The 13270-nt window shown below is 68.8% G+C and carries 14 protein-coding genes; 4 read left to right on the forward strand and 10 right to left on the reverse strand.

The window, feature by feature from the left end; all coding sequences use genetic code 11:
* Nucleotides 1-154: 154 nt before the first annotated feature.
* The 3 genes from BKN51_RS09250 (at nucleotide 155) to BKN51_RS44660 (ending at nucleotide 1869) form a co-directional block, all read left to right on the forward strand.
* The gene (locus BKN51_RS09250; protein ID WP_158255810.1) at nucleotides 155-817 is read left to right on the forward strand and encodes a papain-like cysteine protease family protein; all 663 of its coding nucleotides are present in this window, start codon (nucleotides 155-157) and stop codon (nucleotides 815-817) included.
* A gap of 6 nt (nucleotides 818-823) precedes the next feature.
* Complete coding sequence (locus tag BKN51_RS09255; protein ID WP_101607258.1) at nucleotides 824-1618, forward strand: hypothetical protein; 795 nt, start codon at nucleotides 824-826, stop codon at nucleotides 1616-1618.
* Between the two features lie 128 nt (nucleotides 1619-1746).
* Entirely contained in the window at nucleotides 1747-1869 is a 123-nt protein-coding gene (locus BKN51_RS44660; RefSeq protein ID WP_255414910.1) for a hypothetical protein, read from the forward strand.
* Between the two features lie 48 nt (nucleotides 1870-1917).
* Here the strand turns inward: BKN51_RS44660 and BKN51_RS09260 are convergent, their stop codons facing one another.
* From BKN51_RS09260 to BKN51_RS09305, 10 genes are all read right to left on the reverse strand, one after another.
* Complete coding sequence (locus tag BKN51_RS09260) at nucleotides 1918-3663, reverse strand: CocE/NonD family hydrolase (RefSeq protein WP_101607259.1); 1746 nt, start codon at nucleotides 3661-3663, stop codon at nucleotides 1918-1920.
* Nucleotides 3664-3692: 29 nt separating this feature from the next.
* On the reverse strand, nucleotides 3693-4937 hold the full coding sequence (locus tag BKN51_RS09265; protein ID WP_101607260.1) for an MFS transporter: 1245 nt from the start codon (nucleotides 4935-4937) through the stop codon (nucleotides 3693-3695).
* 120 nt (nucleotides 4938-5057) lie between these two features.
* Nucleotides 5058-6047, reverse strand: coding sequence for a biotin-dependent carboxyltransferase family protein (locus tag BKN51_RS09270; RefSeq protein ID WP_101607261.1), 990 nt, complete (start codon nucleotides 6045-6047; stop codon nucleotides 5058-5060).
* On the reverse strand, nucleotides 6041-6940 hold the full coding sequence (locus tag BKN51_RS09275) for a 5-oxoprolinase subunit B family protein (protein WP_101607262.1): 900 nt from the start codon (nucleotides 6938-6940) through the stop codon (nucleotides 6041-6043). Before BKN51_RS09275 ends, BKN51_RS09270 begins: the two co-directional genes overlap by 7 nt.
* Nucleotides 6937-7698 carry a 5-oxoprolinase subunit PxpA gene (locus BKN51_RS09280; protein ID WP_101607263.1) on the reverse strand — a complete coding sequence of 254 codons (762 nt, stop codon included), beginning with the start codon at nucleotides 7696-7698 and terminating at the stop codon, nucleotides 6937-6939. The genes BKN51_RS09275 and BKN51_RS09280 overlap by 4 nt, the downstream gene beginning before the upstream one ends.
* Nucleotides 7699-7711: 13 nt before the next feature.
* Complete coding sequence (locus BKN51_RS09285) at nucleotides 7712-9049, reverse strand: aspartate aminotransferase family protein (RefSeq protein ID WP_101607264.1); 1338 nt, start codon at nucleotides 9047-9049, stop codon at nucleotides 7712-7714.
* Nucleotides 9046-10077, reverse strand: coding sequence for a phosphotransferase (locus BKN51_RS09290; RefSeq protein ID WP_101607265.1), 1032 nt, complete (start codon nucleotides 10075-10077; stop codon nucleotides 9046-9048). The genes BKN51_RS09285 and BKN51_RS09290 overlap by 4 nt, the downstream gene beginning before the upstream one ends.
* An 11-nt stretch (nucleotides 10078-10088) precedes the next feature.
* Nucleotides 10089-10847, reverse strand: coding sequence for an SDR family NAD(P)-dependent oxidoreductase (locus BKN51_RS09295; protein ID WP_101607266.1), 759 nt, complete (start codon nucleotides 10845-10847; stop codon nucleotides 10089-10091).
* 94 nt (nucleotides 10848-10941) lie between these two features.
* A complete protein-coding gene (locus tag BKN51_RS09300) occupies nucleotides 10942-11514 on the reverse strand; it encodes a TetR-like C-terminal domain-containing protein (protein ID WP_168214298.1) in 573 nt (190 codons plus the stop codon).
* Nucleotides 11515-11597: 83 nt separating this feature from the next.
* A complete protein-coding gene (locus BKN51_RS09305) occupies nucleotides 11598-12803 on the reverse strand; it encodes an MFS transporter (protein WP_101607268.1) in 1206 nt (401 codons plus the stop codon).
* Nucleotides 12804-12896: 93 nt separating this feature from the next.
* Between BKN51_RS09305 and BKN51_RS09310 the strand changes: the two genes are divergently transcribed.
* Nucleotides 12897-13268: a MerR family transcriptional regulator gene (locus BKN51_RS09310; protein ID WP_101607269.1), complete on the forward strand. Its 372-nt coding sequence runs from the start codon at nucleotides 12897-12899 to the stop codon at nucleotides 13266-13268.
* Nucleotides 13269-13270 lie beyond the last annotated feature (2 nt).

Here is a 13270-nt window from a genome sequence, read left to right on the forward strand (position 1 = left end):
GTGCCATGCACCGTAGCCGAGGAAAGGCGTTCGTGCGCCACTGGCGCACAAACGCCGATCCGATTCGACTTTAGTCGGTTGATCGAGGGGAAAGGTCGGCCGAAACTAGGCGGACCGCGGTGCTCATTCCTCGAAATCCCTTATGGAGAAAAGAATGAAGGCGATTCGTCGTGCCGTCACCGGCACGTTCCTGATGGTGCCCGCGTTCGCCGCGGTGGTCGTGCTCGCCCCCGTCGCACAGGCGACGGACACCGGGCGTCCCGGCGGCGTCGAAAGTTCCAAGGTCGCGGACAACACCCACCTGAAGATCGCGAGCGGCGCGGCGAAGGACGCTGTCGCGGCCAAGCGGGTCCTGCGTTACACCCAGCTGGAACAGAAGTACGACATGTGGTGCTGGGCGGCGGACGGCGCCGGCATCGAACAGGCGCTCGGCGCTTCGATCAGCCAGGACGAGTTCTGTGCCGAGACCAAGGGAACCGCGGTCGGATACTGTCCGAACGAAACGGCCTACATGACCGAGATCGCCCAGGGCTTCCGCAACACCGGGTTCCAGGCCACCTATGTGGACAGTGCGCTGTCGTGGAACGAGGTGCGGCGCCAGATCGACGCGGGGCAGCCGATCATGGCGGACATCAACTGGTCGAACGGCGGCTACCACGCCCAGACGATCTACGGCTACGACGCCGGGAACTCCACGATCAACTACGGCGACCCGTGGCCGTCGTATCAGCGCTACCAGACCCGTACCTACAACAGCTATCTGAGCAACAGCTCGTTCAGCTGGGCCGACACCATCAGCGGCATCAGGAAGGGCTGACCCGTCATGGCCCGTCCTGTTCGAGCGATCTCCCTGCTGGCGGCGATCCTGCTCGCCGCCGTGGCGTTCTCACCCGCCGCCGGTGCCCGAAGCGACGAAGTACCGCGTCTCGACGCGGCCCGGCTCTCGGCCGCCGTCGCCGCGGCACACACCCCGGCAGCGGCGAGCATCGCCAGAACGAACCTCGAACAGGGCGGGCTTCCCGCACCGGGAGCGCTGGGCATCGCGGGAACGGGCATACCCGCCTACGCGATCAATCCGGATTTCGTCCGGGGGATTCCCGGTGCGCCCGCCGGAAGGCTCGCCTATGTCGCCGTCGTGGTCACGGCTGCCGACGGCCGGAAGGCGACGCTTCAGGTCGCGCCACAGGGCGCTGACGGCTGGACGGCCGAGGCGGCGTTGTCGGGCGCGGACGAACGCGAGCTCGCGGAGTCCCTCCCTCCGGGAGCCGCGCTACTCGGTGAGCCCCAGATCAACGGCTGGTACGCCCTCGAACCGGGGAAGGTCACGTTGTTGCGGGCGAGCCTGCCGCAGAACGCCGTCGGCGAGCCCGTCCCCCTCGCCGACTACCAGCGGCAGGTCGCGAAACGGTACGGTGACCGGCTTCCCGGTGGCCCGGCCGATCGGAAGGGGGAGCTCGGGTTCGTCCGCGACGATCCGAACGAGACGCCCGTTCCCGGTGTCGTCTGGGTGGCCGCGGGCGTGCTCCTGCTCTGTGCGGCCGCGGTGGTTCTGGTGCTACGACGGCGCGCACGCGAAGCTGGTATCGGCCGGCCCGGCACCGAGCAGCGCGCGGCCTAGCCCCACCCTTCGATGAGCCGGGCGAGCACCAAGGTCGCGATGGGGAACCGGGCAAGGGCATCCACATCATGGACTCGTAGGCGCGCAGATCGTCCGAGCAAAGCCATGGATGTCACGATGCTCGCCGTTTGGAAGGCAGGGAACGCACCGAAGGCCGATACCGGGCGTTGCTCGACAGCGCCGGTTTCACTCTCGACCGGATCGCGCCGACCCCCAGCCCTTTCGCCGTTCTGGAAGCGACACTGCTGTGATACCGGTGGCTGCCGGGCAGGGCCGGCAGCCACCGGACAAGGCGGTACTCAGCCGCGCGGGATCCGGGGCAGGAGCAGGTACGGCCGCTGCTTCTCGTTGCTGTGCAGGGTGGTCCGGCCGTGGAAGGCCGGCCGGTCCCGGTCGCCGGGGAGCTCGTGCCAGTAGGCGCCGCTACCGCGAATTTCACGACCGTAGACGATCTCGTGCGGCCCGGGCAGGTGGTGTTCATAGTCTTGGCCGCGCACGGACACCCCGAGGGTGTATCCGGCCGGGACGACGATCGACAGTGGCCAGATCTCGACGTCCACTTCATACACCTGCCCGTTGACCAGCGGGGAGATCTCGGTGTGCCGCTGCCATGGCCGGTACGGTCGCGACAGGTCCGGGTCGAGTTCGCGGTGCGAGACGCGCAGCCAGCCTTGGCCGACGGGGCCGTGGGGCTCGAAGGCGGTCGGGAAAAGCACTTCGGTGCCCTCGGGGTCGAACAGGTGCACCGTGGCGAACAGGTCGGCGTCCTCGGTCGTGGACGAGACGAACAGCTTCAGCGCCGCGGGGCCGGTGTACTCCACCTTCCGGTCGGCGGGCGGCAAGGTGAACATCAGTCCTTCCGACCGCGCGACGAACTCCGAGTGCTGCGCGCCGGCCGGAGCGCGGTCGGTCAAGGCACCGGTGTCGAGGTCGAGGTGCAGTTCGGTCCATTCCGTGCGCGCGAGAGGCCATTCCCGCTCGTATCGTGGGAAGAAGCCATCGGGCGTGCGCACCTGCAGCTGAACCGGCGGCTGGTCGTCCCACCCGTTGGCCTCGCCTTTGAGGAAGTGGTCGAAGAAGCGCCGCTGCACATCGAGGCCGTAGTCGGTGTAGAACTCCGTCCAGTGTTCGAGCCCGTGCACTTCCAGCCACTTCCGCTCGGACGAAACGCGTTGGTAGCCCTCGAAGTTCCCTCGCGAGTGCAGGCCCATACCGCCCCAGTTGGCTGCGGTGAGCACGGGCACGGAGATCTTCTCCAGAACCGCGGTGCGGTCCCGGTAGTAGTCGTCGACGACGGGCCGGTCGAGCAGCACCTCGGAGATCCGGATCGCGGCCGCCCGCAGTTCCTCCTCCGTGCGCACCGGTTTGCCCGACACCTTACGGCCGGTGTTCGGGTTGAGCGGCGCCTCCGCGCGGCCGTGCTGGATGCGCAGCACCTGGTGCGGCGCCCAGCCGGGCATGAACTCCGACGGGATCCCGCCGTGGTGGGTGTACTCGCGGAAGAAGTCGGACGCGCCCTCCCACGGGCAGATGGCCTTGAGGTGCGGCGGGGACAGTGCGGCGGCCTGCCACTGGTTGGTCGCGAGGTACGAGATGCCGAGCATGCCGACGTTGCCGTTGCTCCACGGCTGGACGCCTGCCCATTCGATCGCTTCGTAGAGGTCTTGTGTCTCACGCGGGGAGAAGAAGTCGATCTCACCCTCGCTGCCGCCCGTACCGCGCACGTCGATCCGCACGCAGACGTAGCCTTCCGGGACCCACCGTTCCGGGTCCGGGTATTCCCAGACCTGGTACGCGCTGGTCGACTTCTCCGCCACTTCGGGGTGTTCACGCACGAGCGCGGAGAACGCGGACGCGAACCCCTCCGCGAACGCGAGTCCCTTGCCGTACGGGCTGGCCGCCAGCAGCACCGGGTGCGGCCCGTCGTCGTCCGGCCGGAAGATGTCGACGGCGAGCGTCACCCCGTCGCTCATCGTGATCCGCACATCCCAGTCGACCCGCATGCCGTCACGCACTTCACTGTAGGGCTCGTAGTGCTGTGTCATGGCTTCCTTTCTTCTTCTGTCCTTTGTGGTCAGTCGCGCGCCTTGCCCATCGCGGCCATGGCGACGAGGCCGACGACCGGGATGGCGCACAACTGGATGACCCCGGCGGTTTGCCAGCCGAAGGCGGTTTTGGTGGCCGCGAAGAAATAGCCGGAGAAACTCGCCGGGATGTACATTGCCGCGACGAACAGGCCCGTCGCCCGGCCGACCTTCGCGCTGGGCACCGAACGCTGGATGAGCGCGCTGGTGTTGGTGTAGACGACCCCGGTGAAGGCGACCCCCAGCAGCAGTGAGAACACGAGCTGCGCGGGATAGGTCGTGCCGAGGACGAAGATCCCGGCCCCGCATCCGGCGATCGCGGCGAATCCGGCCACGTTGACCAGCCGCTGGTCGAACCGGTCGGCGAAGATGCCGCAGAAGACCGCCGTGAGCGCGCCGAGCCCGAACATGCCGGCGGCGAGCGCGGTCTGGTCGGAAGCGTAGCCGTGCGTCTCGCGGAGATAGGTGGGATACAGCCCGAGGTAGCCGTAGATGGTGAAGCCCGCGGCGACGGTGGCGATGGTGCAGCAGACGACGCGCCGGTTGAAGAAGCGGACGGCATCGCCCGGTGCCGACGTGGTGCGCGGTTCCTCGTGGCGGCCGATCTCAGTCACCGACCGCGGCACCGCGAAGATGAGGACGACGAGGATCACGAGGCCGATCGCGCCGAACACGTAAAGCGGGACGCGCCAGTCGCCCGTCGAAGACAGGAGCGCGCCGCCGAAGAGCGGACCGGCGAACGCGCCGAGCCCGAACGCGGCATTGATCGACCCGATCGCCACCGCGCGGTTGCGGTGGAAGTACGCGCCGACAGCGGCGTACAGCGCCGCGTTCTGGGCTCCTTCGCCGACACCGGACAGGATCCGCCACACGGTCAGGTCGACGAGCCCGGCCGCCGTCGCCTGCAGCGCGCAGGTGATCGAGAACAGCAGAAGGCTCGCGATGATGATCCGTTTCCGGCCGATCCGGTCGGCCAGATAGCCGGCCGGGATACCGGCCAGGCCCATGCCGAGGGTGAAGATCGTCGACAGCGTCCCGGCCTGGTTGCCGGTGAGCGCGTAGGCCTGCTTGATATCGGGCAGCAGGATGGCGAACACCTGCCGGTCCATCGCGTTGACGAGGTAGGTCAGGTCGAGGACGAGCAGGATGAGCAGGGTCCGGAAGGTCCACTTGGCGGCGCCGGACGCCGGGGTGCTGCCGGTCAGCGTGGAGCCGGCGAGATCGGGGGTGGTCATGGCGGTGCTCCTCGGAGCAGGAGTGGGGTACGGAAAGTCGACGGCACGCGGGCACGTGCGGGATGGCGAACGGGGGTTCGCGCCGTCCTCCGGGACGGCCGGATGGTGCCGGAACGGGATTCAGTACAGGGAGAGCAGTCGCAGGCCGTGCCGCACCTGTTTGAGCCGGTCGTGACGCTCGTGGCGGGCTGCGATCGCCTGGTCGAGTGACACCGGCACGAAGCCGACCGTGTCCGGTGCCTTGAGCTGGGCGAGCACGTCGAGGTCGGCGCTCACGACCGTGCCGATCGTCGCGTAGCCACCTCCGGTCACGGCGTCGCGCAGCAGGCAGATGGCCTCCTCGCCGTTGGGTACCTGCACCGATCCCACCGGGTAGCCCAGGTCGACCACGTTGCTGGGGTTGTCGCCCGCGCCGAACGGGGCTTCACGGTCGACGAACCGCAGTGCCGGCCCGATCAGGCGGCGACCGGTGCGGTCGGATTCGGGCGAGACGGTGAACGTCGAGGAGAAGAACTCGCGGACGCTTTCGTCGGTGAACCGGTGACGGCACAGTCCTTCGACGAGCCGGAGGCGCTGGTGCCCGCCGAGGACGGGACGCAACCGGGGATCGACGGTGCTGCCCGCGCCGGGGCGGAACATCCCGGTCTCGTCGCCGACCGGCAGGATGTCGCCGGAGACGAGCGCCCGGCCGTCGTGCCCGCCGATCGCCGAACTCTGGTAGGTGGACCGGCTCCCGAGGAACGGCTCGGTCCCGATCCCTCCGCGCACCGCGAGGTAGGCATGGCAACCGCTGCGCAGCGTGCCGATCCGCAGCACCTGGCCGGGTTCCACGAACAGTGTCCGCCAGCACGACACGGGCACGCCGTCGACGTCGGCGTCGGCTTCGCCGCCGGTGACCGCCACGGTCGCCGGTTCGGTGAAGCGCAGTGCCGGTCCGATCATGGTGATTTCCAGCGTCGCCGCGTTCTCGTGGTTGCCGGCGAGCAGGTTGGCGCAGCGGTGCGAGTACTGGTCGAGCGCTCCCGAAGGGGGCAGTCCGATGGCGTATTGCCCGTCGCGGCCGAGATCCTGGACGAGGGTGCGGGCGCCGGGGGAGAGGACTGTCAGCATGACAACGCCGCCTCCAAAGTGCGCGGATAGCCTGCCGGGTCGGCGAGGAACTCGGCGAGCGCGAAGCGCACTGGTGCGCGCCGATACCGGTACCGGCCTTCGCGTGAGTCGGTGCGCAACTGCTCGTACTCCTCGCCGGGGACGGGCCGGAAGCTCAGCAGCGTCGAGATCGTGGCGAGCACCTTCGACGTCTCGAACCCGGGAGTCCGCTGGGTGAGGTCGGCGACCGGGACGGGGGAGCGGCCGAGCAGCTGGTAGCCACCGACCCCCGCGGTCGGGTACACGACGGTGAACGCGCCGCCGTGCGCGACCGCCCTGGCCGGGGTTTCCGTCCTCGGCCGCAGGTATTTGGGCGCCTGGATCTGCCGCTCGCGCGGCACGAGCTGGACGCATTCGGTGTTGCCCGGCTTGAAACACGGGAAGGTGACGATGAACGGCGCCGACGTGTGCGCGGTGACGAGGTCGGCCACCGAGGCCAGCCCGTTGATTCGCGCGGTGTAGGCGATGTCCGTCTCCGTCGGCGACTGGTGCCGGTCCCGGAACTTCAGGCAGGTCCGCTCGGTCTCCGGATCCGCGTACCACACGGGGATCTCGACGATCTCCGTGTCCAGCGCCACCGAGCCCGCCTCCCCGAACCGGTCGTGCAAGCGGGCCAGCGCTCGCACGAGTTCGCGCGGGTGCAGCACGTCCGGGTCGGCGCGCACGAGATAGCTCGCGTTGGCCGGGGCGACATCGAGGACGCCGGGCAACTCGCGCCGGGCCAGCTCCCCGGTGATCGCCTGGATCCGCAGCGCTTGCGCGAGGTCCATCCCTTCGCACACTTCGACGAACACGAACTCGTCGCCACCGAAGCTGGCCCGTGCGCCGTCAGCGAAGAACTCGTAGCCGCTCATGGCGCCTGCTCGGGGGCGCGCAGGAGGAATCCCGCCGATTCGAGGCGCCGTCGCACGGCCGCCGCGACCGCGACCGCGTTCGGCCGGTCACCGTGTACGCAAATCGAGCGCACCGGCATCGGGATCACCGTCCCGCCGACCGTGCGGACGGTGCCGCGCGCCATCTCCAGCGCACGATCCGCGATCGCTTCCGGGTCCTTGGTTCGCGGGACCGGCTCGACGATGTTGATCCCGTCCTGGTCGAAGTCGAGGTCGGCCGCGTTCTCCGGGATGACCGGCAACCCCGCCGTGGTGACCGCGCGCATCGCCTCGGTGGGCGCGAACATCAGCGGCACGCCCGGGAGGACCGGTTGGAGTGCCCGCGCGACCCTGGTCGCCAGCTCGGGCGAACGGCAGATCCGCCCCATGAGCGCGCCGTGCGGTTTGACATGGGTGAGGGGCACGTTCTCGACCGCGGCGAGCCCGGCGAGCGCGCCGACCTGGTAGAGGATGTAGTCGACCACGTCGGAGTCGGTCGCGGGCAGCGCCCTGCGGCCGAAGCCGAGCAGGTCCGGGTAGCCGGGGTGGGCGCCCGCGGCGATCCCCGCCTCCCGTGCGCGGATCAGGGACGACCGCATGGTCGCCGGATCGCCGGCGTGATAGCCGCAGGCGATGTTGGCGGTCGTGATGTGCCGGAACAAGGCTTCGTCGTCGCCGAGCGTCCACCGGCCGAAGCTTTCGCCGGCGTCCGCGTTCAGGTCGATCGTCGGTGCGGTCATGATCACCTCCGGATCAGATGGGAAGGATTCGGGCGGCCGAATCGGCGAAGCGTTCGAGCAGCAGTGAGGCGTCGGAGGCGTCGAACACCAGCGGTGGCCGGATCTTGATGACGTTGCCGTGCGGCCCGGAAGCCGACACGAGCACGAAGTGTTCGCGCAGATCGTCCACAAGGGACTGGGCGAGGACCCGGTCCGGGTCCGTGCTTTCCGGTGCGGTCACCTCGATTCCGAGGAACAACCCGGCGCCGCGCACGTCGGCGAGGCGAGGGTGGTCCGAGACGATGCGGGCGAACCCCCGCTTCAGCTGTGCGCCGATCTCGTGGGCGTTGTCGATGAGACCTTCGCCTTCGATGGTGCGGAGCACTGCCGCGGCCGCGGCGATCGGTACGTTGCTGCCGCCGAAAGTGTTGAAGTAGCGCACGTTCCGGCCGAACGCCTGGCCGACCTCGTGCCGCAGCACCGTCGCGGCCACCGGGATCCCGTTGCCCATCGGCTTTCCCAGGGTCACCAGATCGGGCACGACCTCATGCCTGCCGAAGCCCCACCATCCCGTTCCCGTGCGGCCGAACCCCGCCTGGACCTCGTCCGCGAGGTAGACCCCGCCCGCCGCACGGACCTCGGCGGCGAGTACGCCGAGCAGATCCGTCGGAACCGGCTGCACGCCGTCGGAGGAAAAGATGCTGTCCACCACGAGCGCGCAGACCCCGAACCCGTGCCGCCGGAGATCGTCGATGGCCGCCCGGATCTCGGTGCGCAGCTCGGTCACCACCGAGGCGCCCTGCCGCAGGGGGTCCGGCGCGCTGATCGTGCGCACGTGCGGTCCCAGCGGCGAGGTCGGGCCGAGGGACGGGGAGAACGCCGCGACCTCGGCGGTCACCCCGTGGTAGGCGTTGCGCGTGACGATGATCCCGGTGTTGCCGGTGTGCGCCCGCGCGATGCGCAAGGCGAGGTCGTTCGCTTCCGAGCCGGTGCAGGTGTAGGTGACCCGGTCGAGTTCCGCGGGGAACGTCGCGAGCAACCGTTCGGAGAAGTCGAGCAGGTCGGCCTGCAGGTAGCGGGTGTTCGTGGTGAGCAGCGACAACTGCCGGGTGACCGCCTCGACGACGGCGGGATGGCAGTGTCCGAGCGAGACGACGTTGTTGTAGGCGTCGAGGTACTCGTTGCCCGCGGAGTCGTAGAGGTGTACGCCCTTGCCGCGGACGACCTCGACCGGGTTCGTGTAGAACAGCTGGTATCCCGGCCCGAGCACCTTCTCACGCCGGACGAGGAGGTCCCGGATGTGCGGCGGCTGCGCGGCCAAGGACGCGCCGGTGAAGCCGTTGACCATTTCCGGCCCGCGCGGGCGGCTCATCGCCGCGACTCCGCGAGTACCCGTTCGGCTGCGGCGTCCAGACCGGCGAACGTCACTCGGGCCGTCGTCCAATCACGGGAGGCGTGCGAGAGCACATACGCCGCGCGTGCCGGATCCCGCCGGGCCCGCCACGACGAGATGAGCGCCCGCTGTACCAATCGCGCTGACGACAGCAACGGAAGAAGCTCGAGTTCTTCCTGGGCGACCGGCCTGATGCGGAGATAGTGGCGCAGCCACGAAAGCGGGACCGCCCACGGGTCGGCGGCGTCCACCTCGAGAAGGTTCGACAACGCGATCGCGAGGTCGAAGACCACCGCCGTGCGCACCACGTCGCCGAAATCGAGGATCCCGGTCAAGGCTCCACGAGAGCCGACGAGGAGGTTGTGCGGGCTCAAGTCGTTGTGCACCACCTGGGTGTCCAGTCCGGCGGGCCGGACGTGGAGCGCGAATTCGGCGAGCACATCGCGCGCGAGCATCCGGTCCGCACTGTCCACTGTGTCCAGTACGGGAGCGAGAGCGCCGAGATGGCGCAGATCCCAGATCAAGGTCCGTTCCTGGTTCTCACCGCGGAAGCCGGCGAGCGCGCGGATGAGCTGTGCGTGGTAGCCCCCGAAGGGTGCCGGATCGGCCTCACTCCCGCTCAGCGGTTCGCCAGGGAGGTACGACAGGACCCGCAGCAGCCTCGGCCCGCTCGCGTCCAGTGGCGCGATGTCGTGCACGTCCGCTCCGTCCACACCGGACCGGACGACCGGGATCGGCAGGCCGGGTGCGGTGCGCGCGAGGTGGCGCAGCACCGCCGTCTGCAGCGTGAGATCCTCGGCCGATTCGCCCTCACCACCCACCTTCACCAGGTGGCGGGCGTCTGCCGTGTGCAGGACGAAGGTCTCGTCCTTCTCCGAGGCGACGCGTTCGAGCCTGCCGGACAGGCCGTGCACGTCTCGCAGCGCGGCGAGCACCAGCGTTTCGTCGAGGTGCTCCGTGACGGCGTCGAGGCCGCTCGCTGTCACGAGTTCACGGAAGCCGGGCATGGCGGGGCTCCTCACGAAGCCACCCAGCCGCCGTCGATCAGCAGGCTGGAACCGTGGATGTAGGAGGCGGCGGGGGAAGCGAGGAAGGCGACCGCCGGCGCGATGTCACCGACCTCGCCGACCCGTCCGGCGGGGGTGGACTCGAGCATCTGGCGCTCGTAGTCGGAGTCTTCGAGCAGGTGCGCGTTGATGCTCGTCCGCACGTTGCCGGGAGCGACCGCGTTGACCCGGACGCCCCGCGGGGCGAATTCGGCGGTCAGTGACTTGACCAGCAGCTCCACCGCGCCTTTGGTCGCGCAGTAGGCGCTTGAGTTCGGGAAACCGACGTGCCCGCAGATGGACGAGACGAAGATGACGCTGCTGCCGTCACCGAGGTGTCCGGCGGCCGCCCTGGTCAGCCGGAACGGCGCCCGGACGTTGGTCGCCCACTGGTCGTCGAGCTGCTCGTCGGTGGTGTCGGCGAACGGCGTCGGCAGGAAGATCCCGGCAGCGTGCACGAGCACGTCGATGCCCCCGAAGCGCGCGAGCGTGCGGTCGACGACCTTCCCGGGACCGGCGCCGGTCGTGAGGTCGGCGGCGATCGGCTCGGCCTCCGCACCCGCCGCCCTCAGCTCCGCGGCGACCGTCTCGAGACGACGCGCGTCCCGTCCCACCAGGGCGACCCGGGCACCGGTGGCACCGAGTTCACGCGCGATCTGCGCCCCGATGCCCGAACTCGCGCCCGTGACGATGGCGACCCGGTCGCGAAGCGTCTGTGTGCTGCCAGCCATGAATACTCCCTCGGCCGCTTAATGTAAGAAAACTTACGTTAACGAGGAGTATGCGCCAGGGGAACAGCTAATGCAAGATTTCCTGCGGTAAGGCTCAGGCCGTGCGCAGCGCCCGGTCCACCAGGGCGTCCAGGTCCTGGTCAGGGGACTCGTACCCGAAGACCGCGCGCAGGTAAATAGGTGCGAGCACGACATCGAAGATGTGGGCGACCGTCGGCGGCTTGCCCCCCGCCGCCTCGACCCGGTCCAACGCCCGCTGCATCTGAGTGGTGCGCTGCCGCAGATACCGGGCGGCGTCGTCAGCGGTCGGAGCGGGCTTGCCACCGGCGAGCGGGGAGGTGGCCGCGGCGAGCGCGTGGAACAGCGCGAACCCCTCACGCGTCTTCACCTGTCCGGCGACCGCGTGTGCCCAGTCGAGCAGATCACGGCGCAGGTCGCCGCTGTCCGGAAACGGCGACTCCTCGTTGAGCTGCGTGACCGCGACGTCGAGCACCAGCGACTCGATCCGCCCCCAGCGCCGGTAGATCGTCACCTCGTGCACACCCGACCGCTCGGACACTTCCCGCACCGACGGCTGGTCATGCCCCTCGGCGAACAACTCGCGCACCGCGGTGTGCACCGCGGTGCGCGTACGGGCCGTACGGCCTCCAGGGCGAGTGTCTGCCATAGAGCCAGGCTAACGTCCGCTGGCGGGGCTGTCGTTGGAGCCACGTCGTCTCCGATTGGGCTCCGTTGCCGACGTAGAGTGGTTCAGCGGCTGCCGAGTTCTCCCTTGGTGAACCCGTGTTTGCGTGCCACGAGCACCGTGGCGAGTGCGGGGACGAGCAGTGCGAGCGCGACCCAACTCAGCCAGGACGCATCCAATCCGCCGAGGACGAGGCCTCCGATGATGCCACTACCGGCGATTCCGATGTTCCATCCGGTGGTGAGGAGTGCCTGGGCGACATCGCCGGCGTCACCTGCTGCTTCGGCGACCGCGGTCTGCAGCAGGGTGGAGGTGCCGCCGAACGCGAGCCCCCAGAGCGCTGCGCCGGCGTAGACGAGCGTAGGCACGCCGGAGAAGATGCCGAGCAGCAGCGTGCATGTCGCGAAGAGCGCACACGCGAGAATCATGAGGAGGCGCAGGTGTCGATGGAGGAGCGCTCCGGTGATCCAGATGCTCACCAGTGACACCAGGCCGAAGGTGAGCAGCACGGCGTCGACTTGACTTGCCATGCCGAGTGGCGTGAGGAACGGGGCGATGTACGTGTAGAGGATGCTGTGGGCGAGTACGAACGTGAGGGTCACGAAAAGCACGGGCGCTACACCGGGAATGCGGAAGGTGCGGGTGAGCGGGAGCCGTGAGCCCTTCGCCTGTCCGGGAAAGTTCGGCACCGCCGCGATGACCCACACGATCAACGCGAGCGTCAGGACGGTCATGATCCCGAACGCGTATCGCCACTCGATGAGCTTGGCCAGAAGCGCCGCGGCAGGAACTCCGATGGACAGGGCGACGATCGCGCCCGACATCGCGATCGCCATTGCCTTGCCGCGCTGATGTGAGGGAACCATCCGTACCGCGTACCCGGCCAACAGCGCCCAGAGCAACCCGCCGACGATGCCGCCGAGGAACCGGGCGGCCAGCGTAAGCGCGAAGCTCTCGGAGAACGCGGTGACGGTGTTGGCGATCGCGAATCCTGTGATCGCCACCAGCAGCAGGTGTCGGCGCGGCCAGCCGATCGTCGCCTTGGTGAGCGGGATCGCGGCGAGGATCGCCCCGATCGCGAAGACGGTCACACTCTGTCCGGCGGCACTCTCGCTCACACCCAGGTCTCGGCTCATCGCGGGAAGCACCCCGGCGGGCATCGTCTCGGTCAGGAGCGTGATGAACCCGGTGGTGGCCAACGCCAGAAGAGCCGCCAGCGGGAGCCGGGCGTTCGTCGTCGAGTGAGTTGGCAGAGTCTGGGGTCGTGTCATGGCCCTATGATCAATGAGTGACATTAGTGTGAAGGTCAAATGCGGTATCCGCCGAGTCACATGAAACCAGCCCGCAGAGGCGAGGAGAGGGACATGCGGATCGGTGAGCTGTCGACGCGCACGCGGACTCCGATGAGGTTGCTGCGCTACTACGAGGAGCAGGGACTGATCGAGTCGGATCGACTGCCCAACGGATACCGGGACTATGAGGAGTACGTCGTCGACCGGGTTCTCCAGGTGCGAGGCCTGCTCGACGCGGGGCTGCCCACCCGGATCATCAAGCAGATCCTGCCCTGTCTGAACACCCCGCGCACGATCCACATGCCCTACGTCACGCCGGACATGGTCGCCACGCTCGAACACGAACGCGACCGCATGGCCGAAAAGATCGCATGCCTCACCAAGAACCACCGAGCCATCACCGACTACCTCGACGCCGTACGCGGCGATATCCGAGTCTCCTGACC

It is taken from the genome of Amycolatopsis sp. BJA-103, from assembly GCF_002849735.1.
Classification (GTDB): Bacteria; Actinomycetota; Actinomycetes; order Mycobacteriales; family Pseudonocardiaceae; genus Amycolatopsis.

Coding starts and splice junctions, on each gene's coding strand:
- BKN51_RS09250 (WP_158255810.1), top strand. CDS start 155: ATGAAGGCGATTCGTCGTGCCGTCACCGGCACGTTCCTGATGGTGCCC.
- BKN51_RS09255 (WP_101607258.1), top strand. CDS start 824: ATGGCCCGTCCTGTTCGAGCGATCTCCCTGCTGGCGGCGATCCTGCTC.
- BKN51_RS09260 (WP_101607259.1), bottom strand. CDS start 3,663: ATGACACAGCACTACGAGCCCTACAGTGAAGTGCGTGACGGCATGCGG.
- BKN51_RS09265 (WP_101607260.1), bottom strand. CDS start 4,937: ATGACCACCCCCGATCTCGCCGGCTCCACGCTGACCGGCAGCACCCCG.
- BKN51_RS09270 (WP_101607261.1), bottom strand. CDS start 6,047: ATGCTGACAGTCCTCTCCCCCGGCGCCCGCACCCTCGTCCAGGATCTC.
- BKN51_RS09275 (WP_101607262.1), bottom strand. CDS start 6,940: ATGAGCGGCTACGAGTTCTTCGCTGACGGCGCACGGGCCAGCTTCGGT.
- BKN51_RS09280 (WP_101607263.1), bottom strand. CDS start 7,698: ATGACCGCACCGACGATCGACCTGAACGCGGACGCCGGCGAAAGCTTC.
- BKN51_RS09285 (WP_101607264.1), bottom strand. CDS start 9,049: ATGAGCCGCCCGCGCGGGCCGGAAATGGTCAACGGCTTCACCGGCGCG.
- BKN51_RS09290 (WP_101607265.1), bottom strand. CDS start 10,077: ATGCCCGGCTTCCGTGAACTCGTGACAGCGAGCGGCCTCGACGCCGTC.
- BKN51_RS09295 (WP_101607266.1), bottom strand. CDS start 10,847: ATGGCTGGCAGCACACAGACGCTTCGCGACCGGGTCGCCATCGTCACG.
- BKN51_RS09300 (WP_168214298.1), bottom strand. CDS start 11,514: ATGGCAGACACTCGCCCTGGAGGCCGTACGGCCCGTACGCGCACCGCG.
- BKN51_RS09305 (WP_101607268.1), bottom strand. CDS start 12,803: ATGACACGACCCCAGACTCTGCCAACTCACTCGACGACGAACGCCCGG.
- BKN51_RS09310 (WP_101607269.1), top strand. CDS start 12,897: ATGCGGATCGGTGAGCTGTCGACGCGCACGCGGACTCCGATGAGGTTG.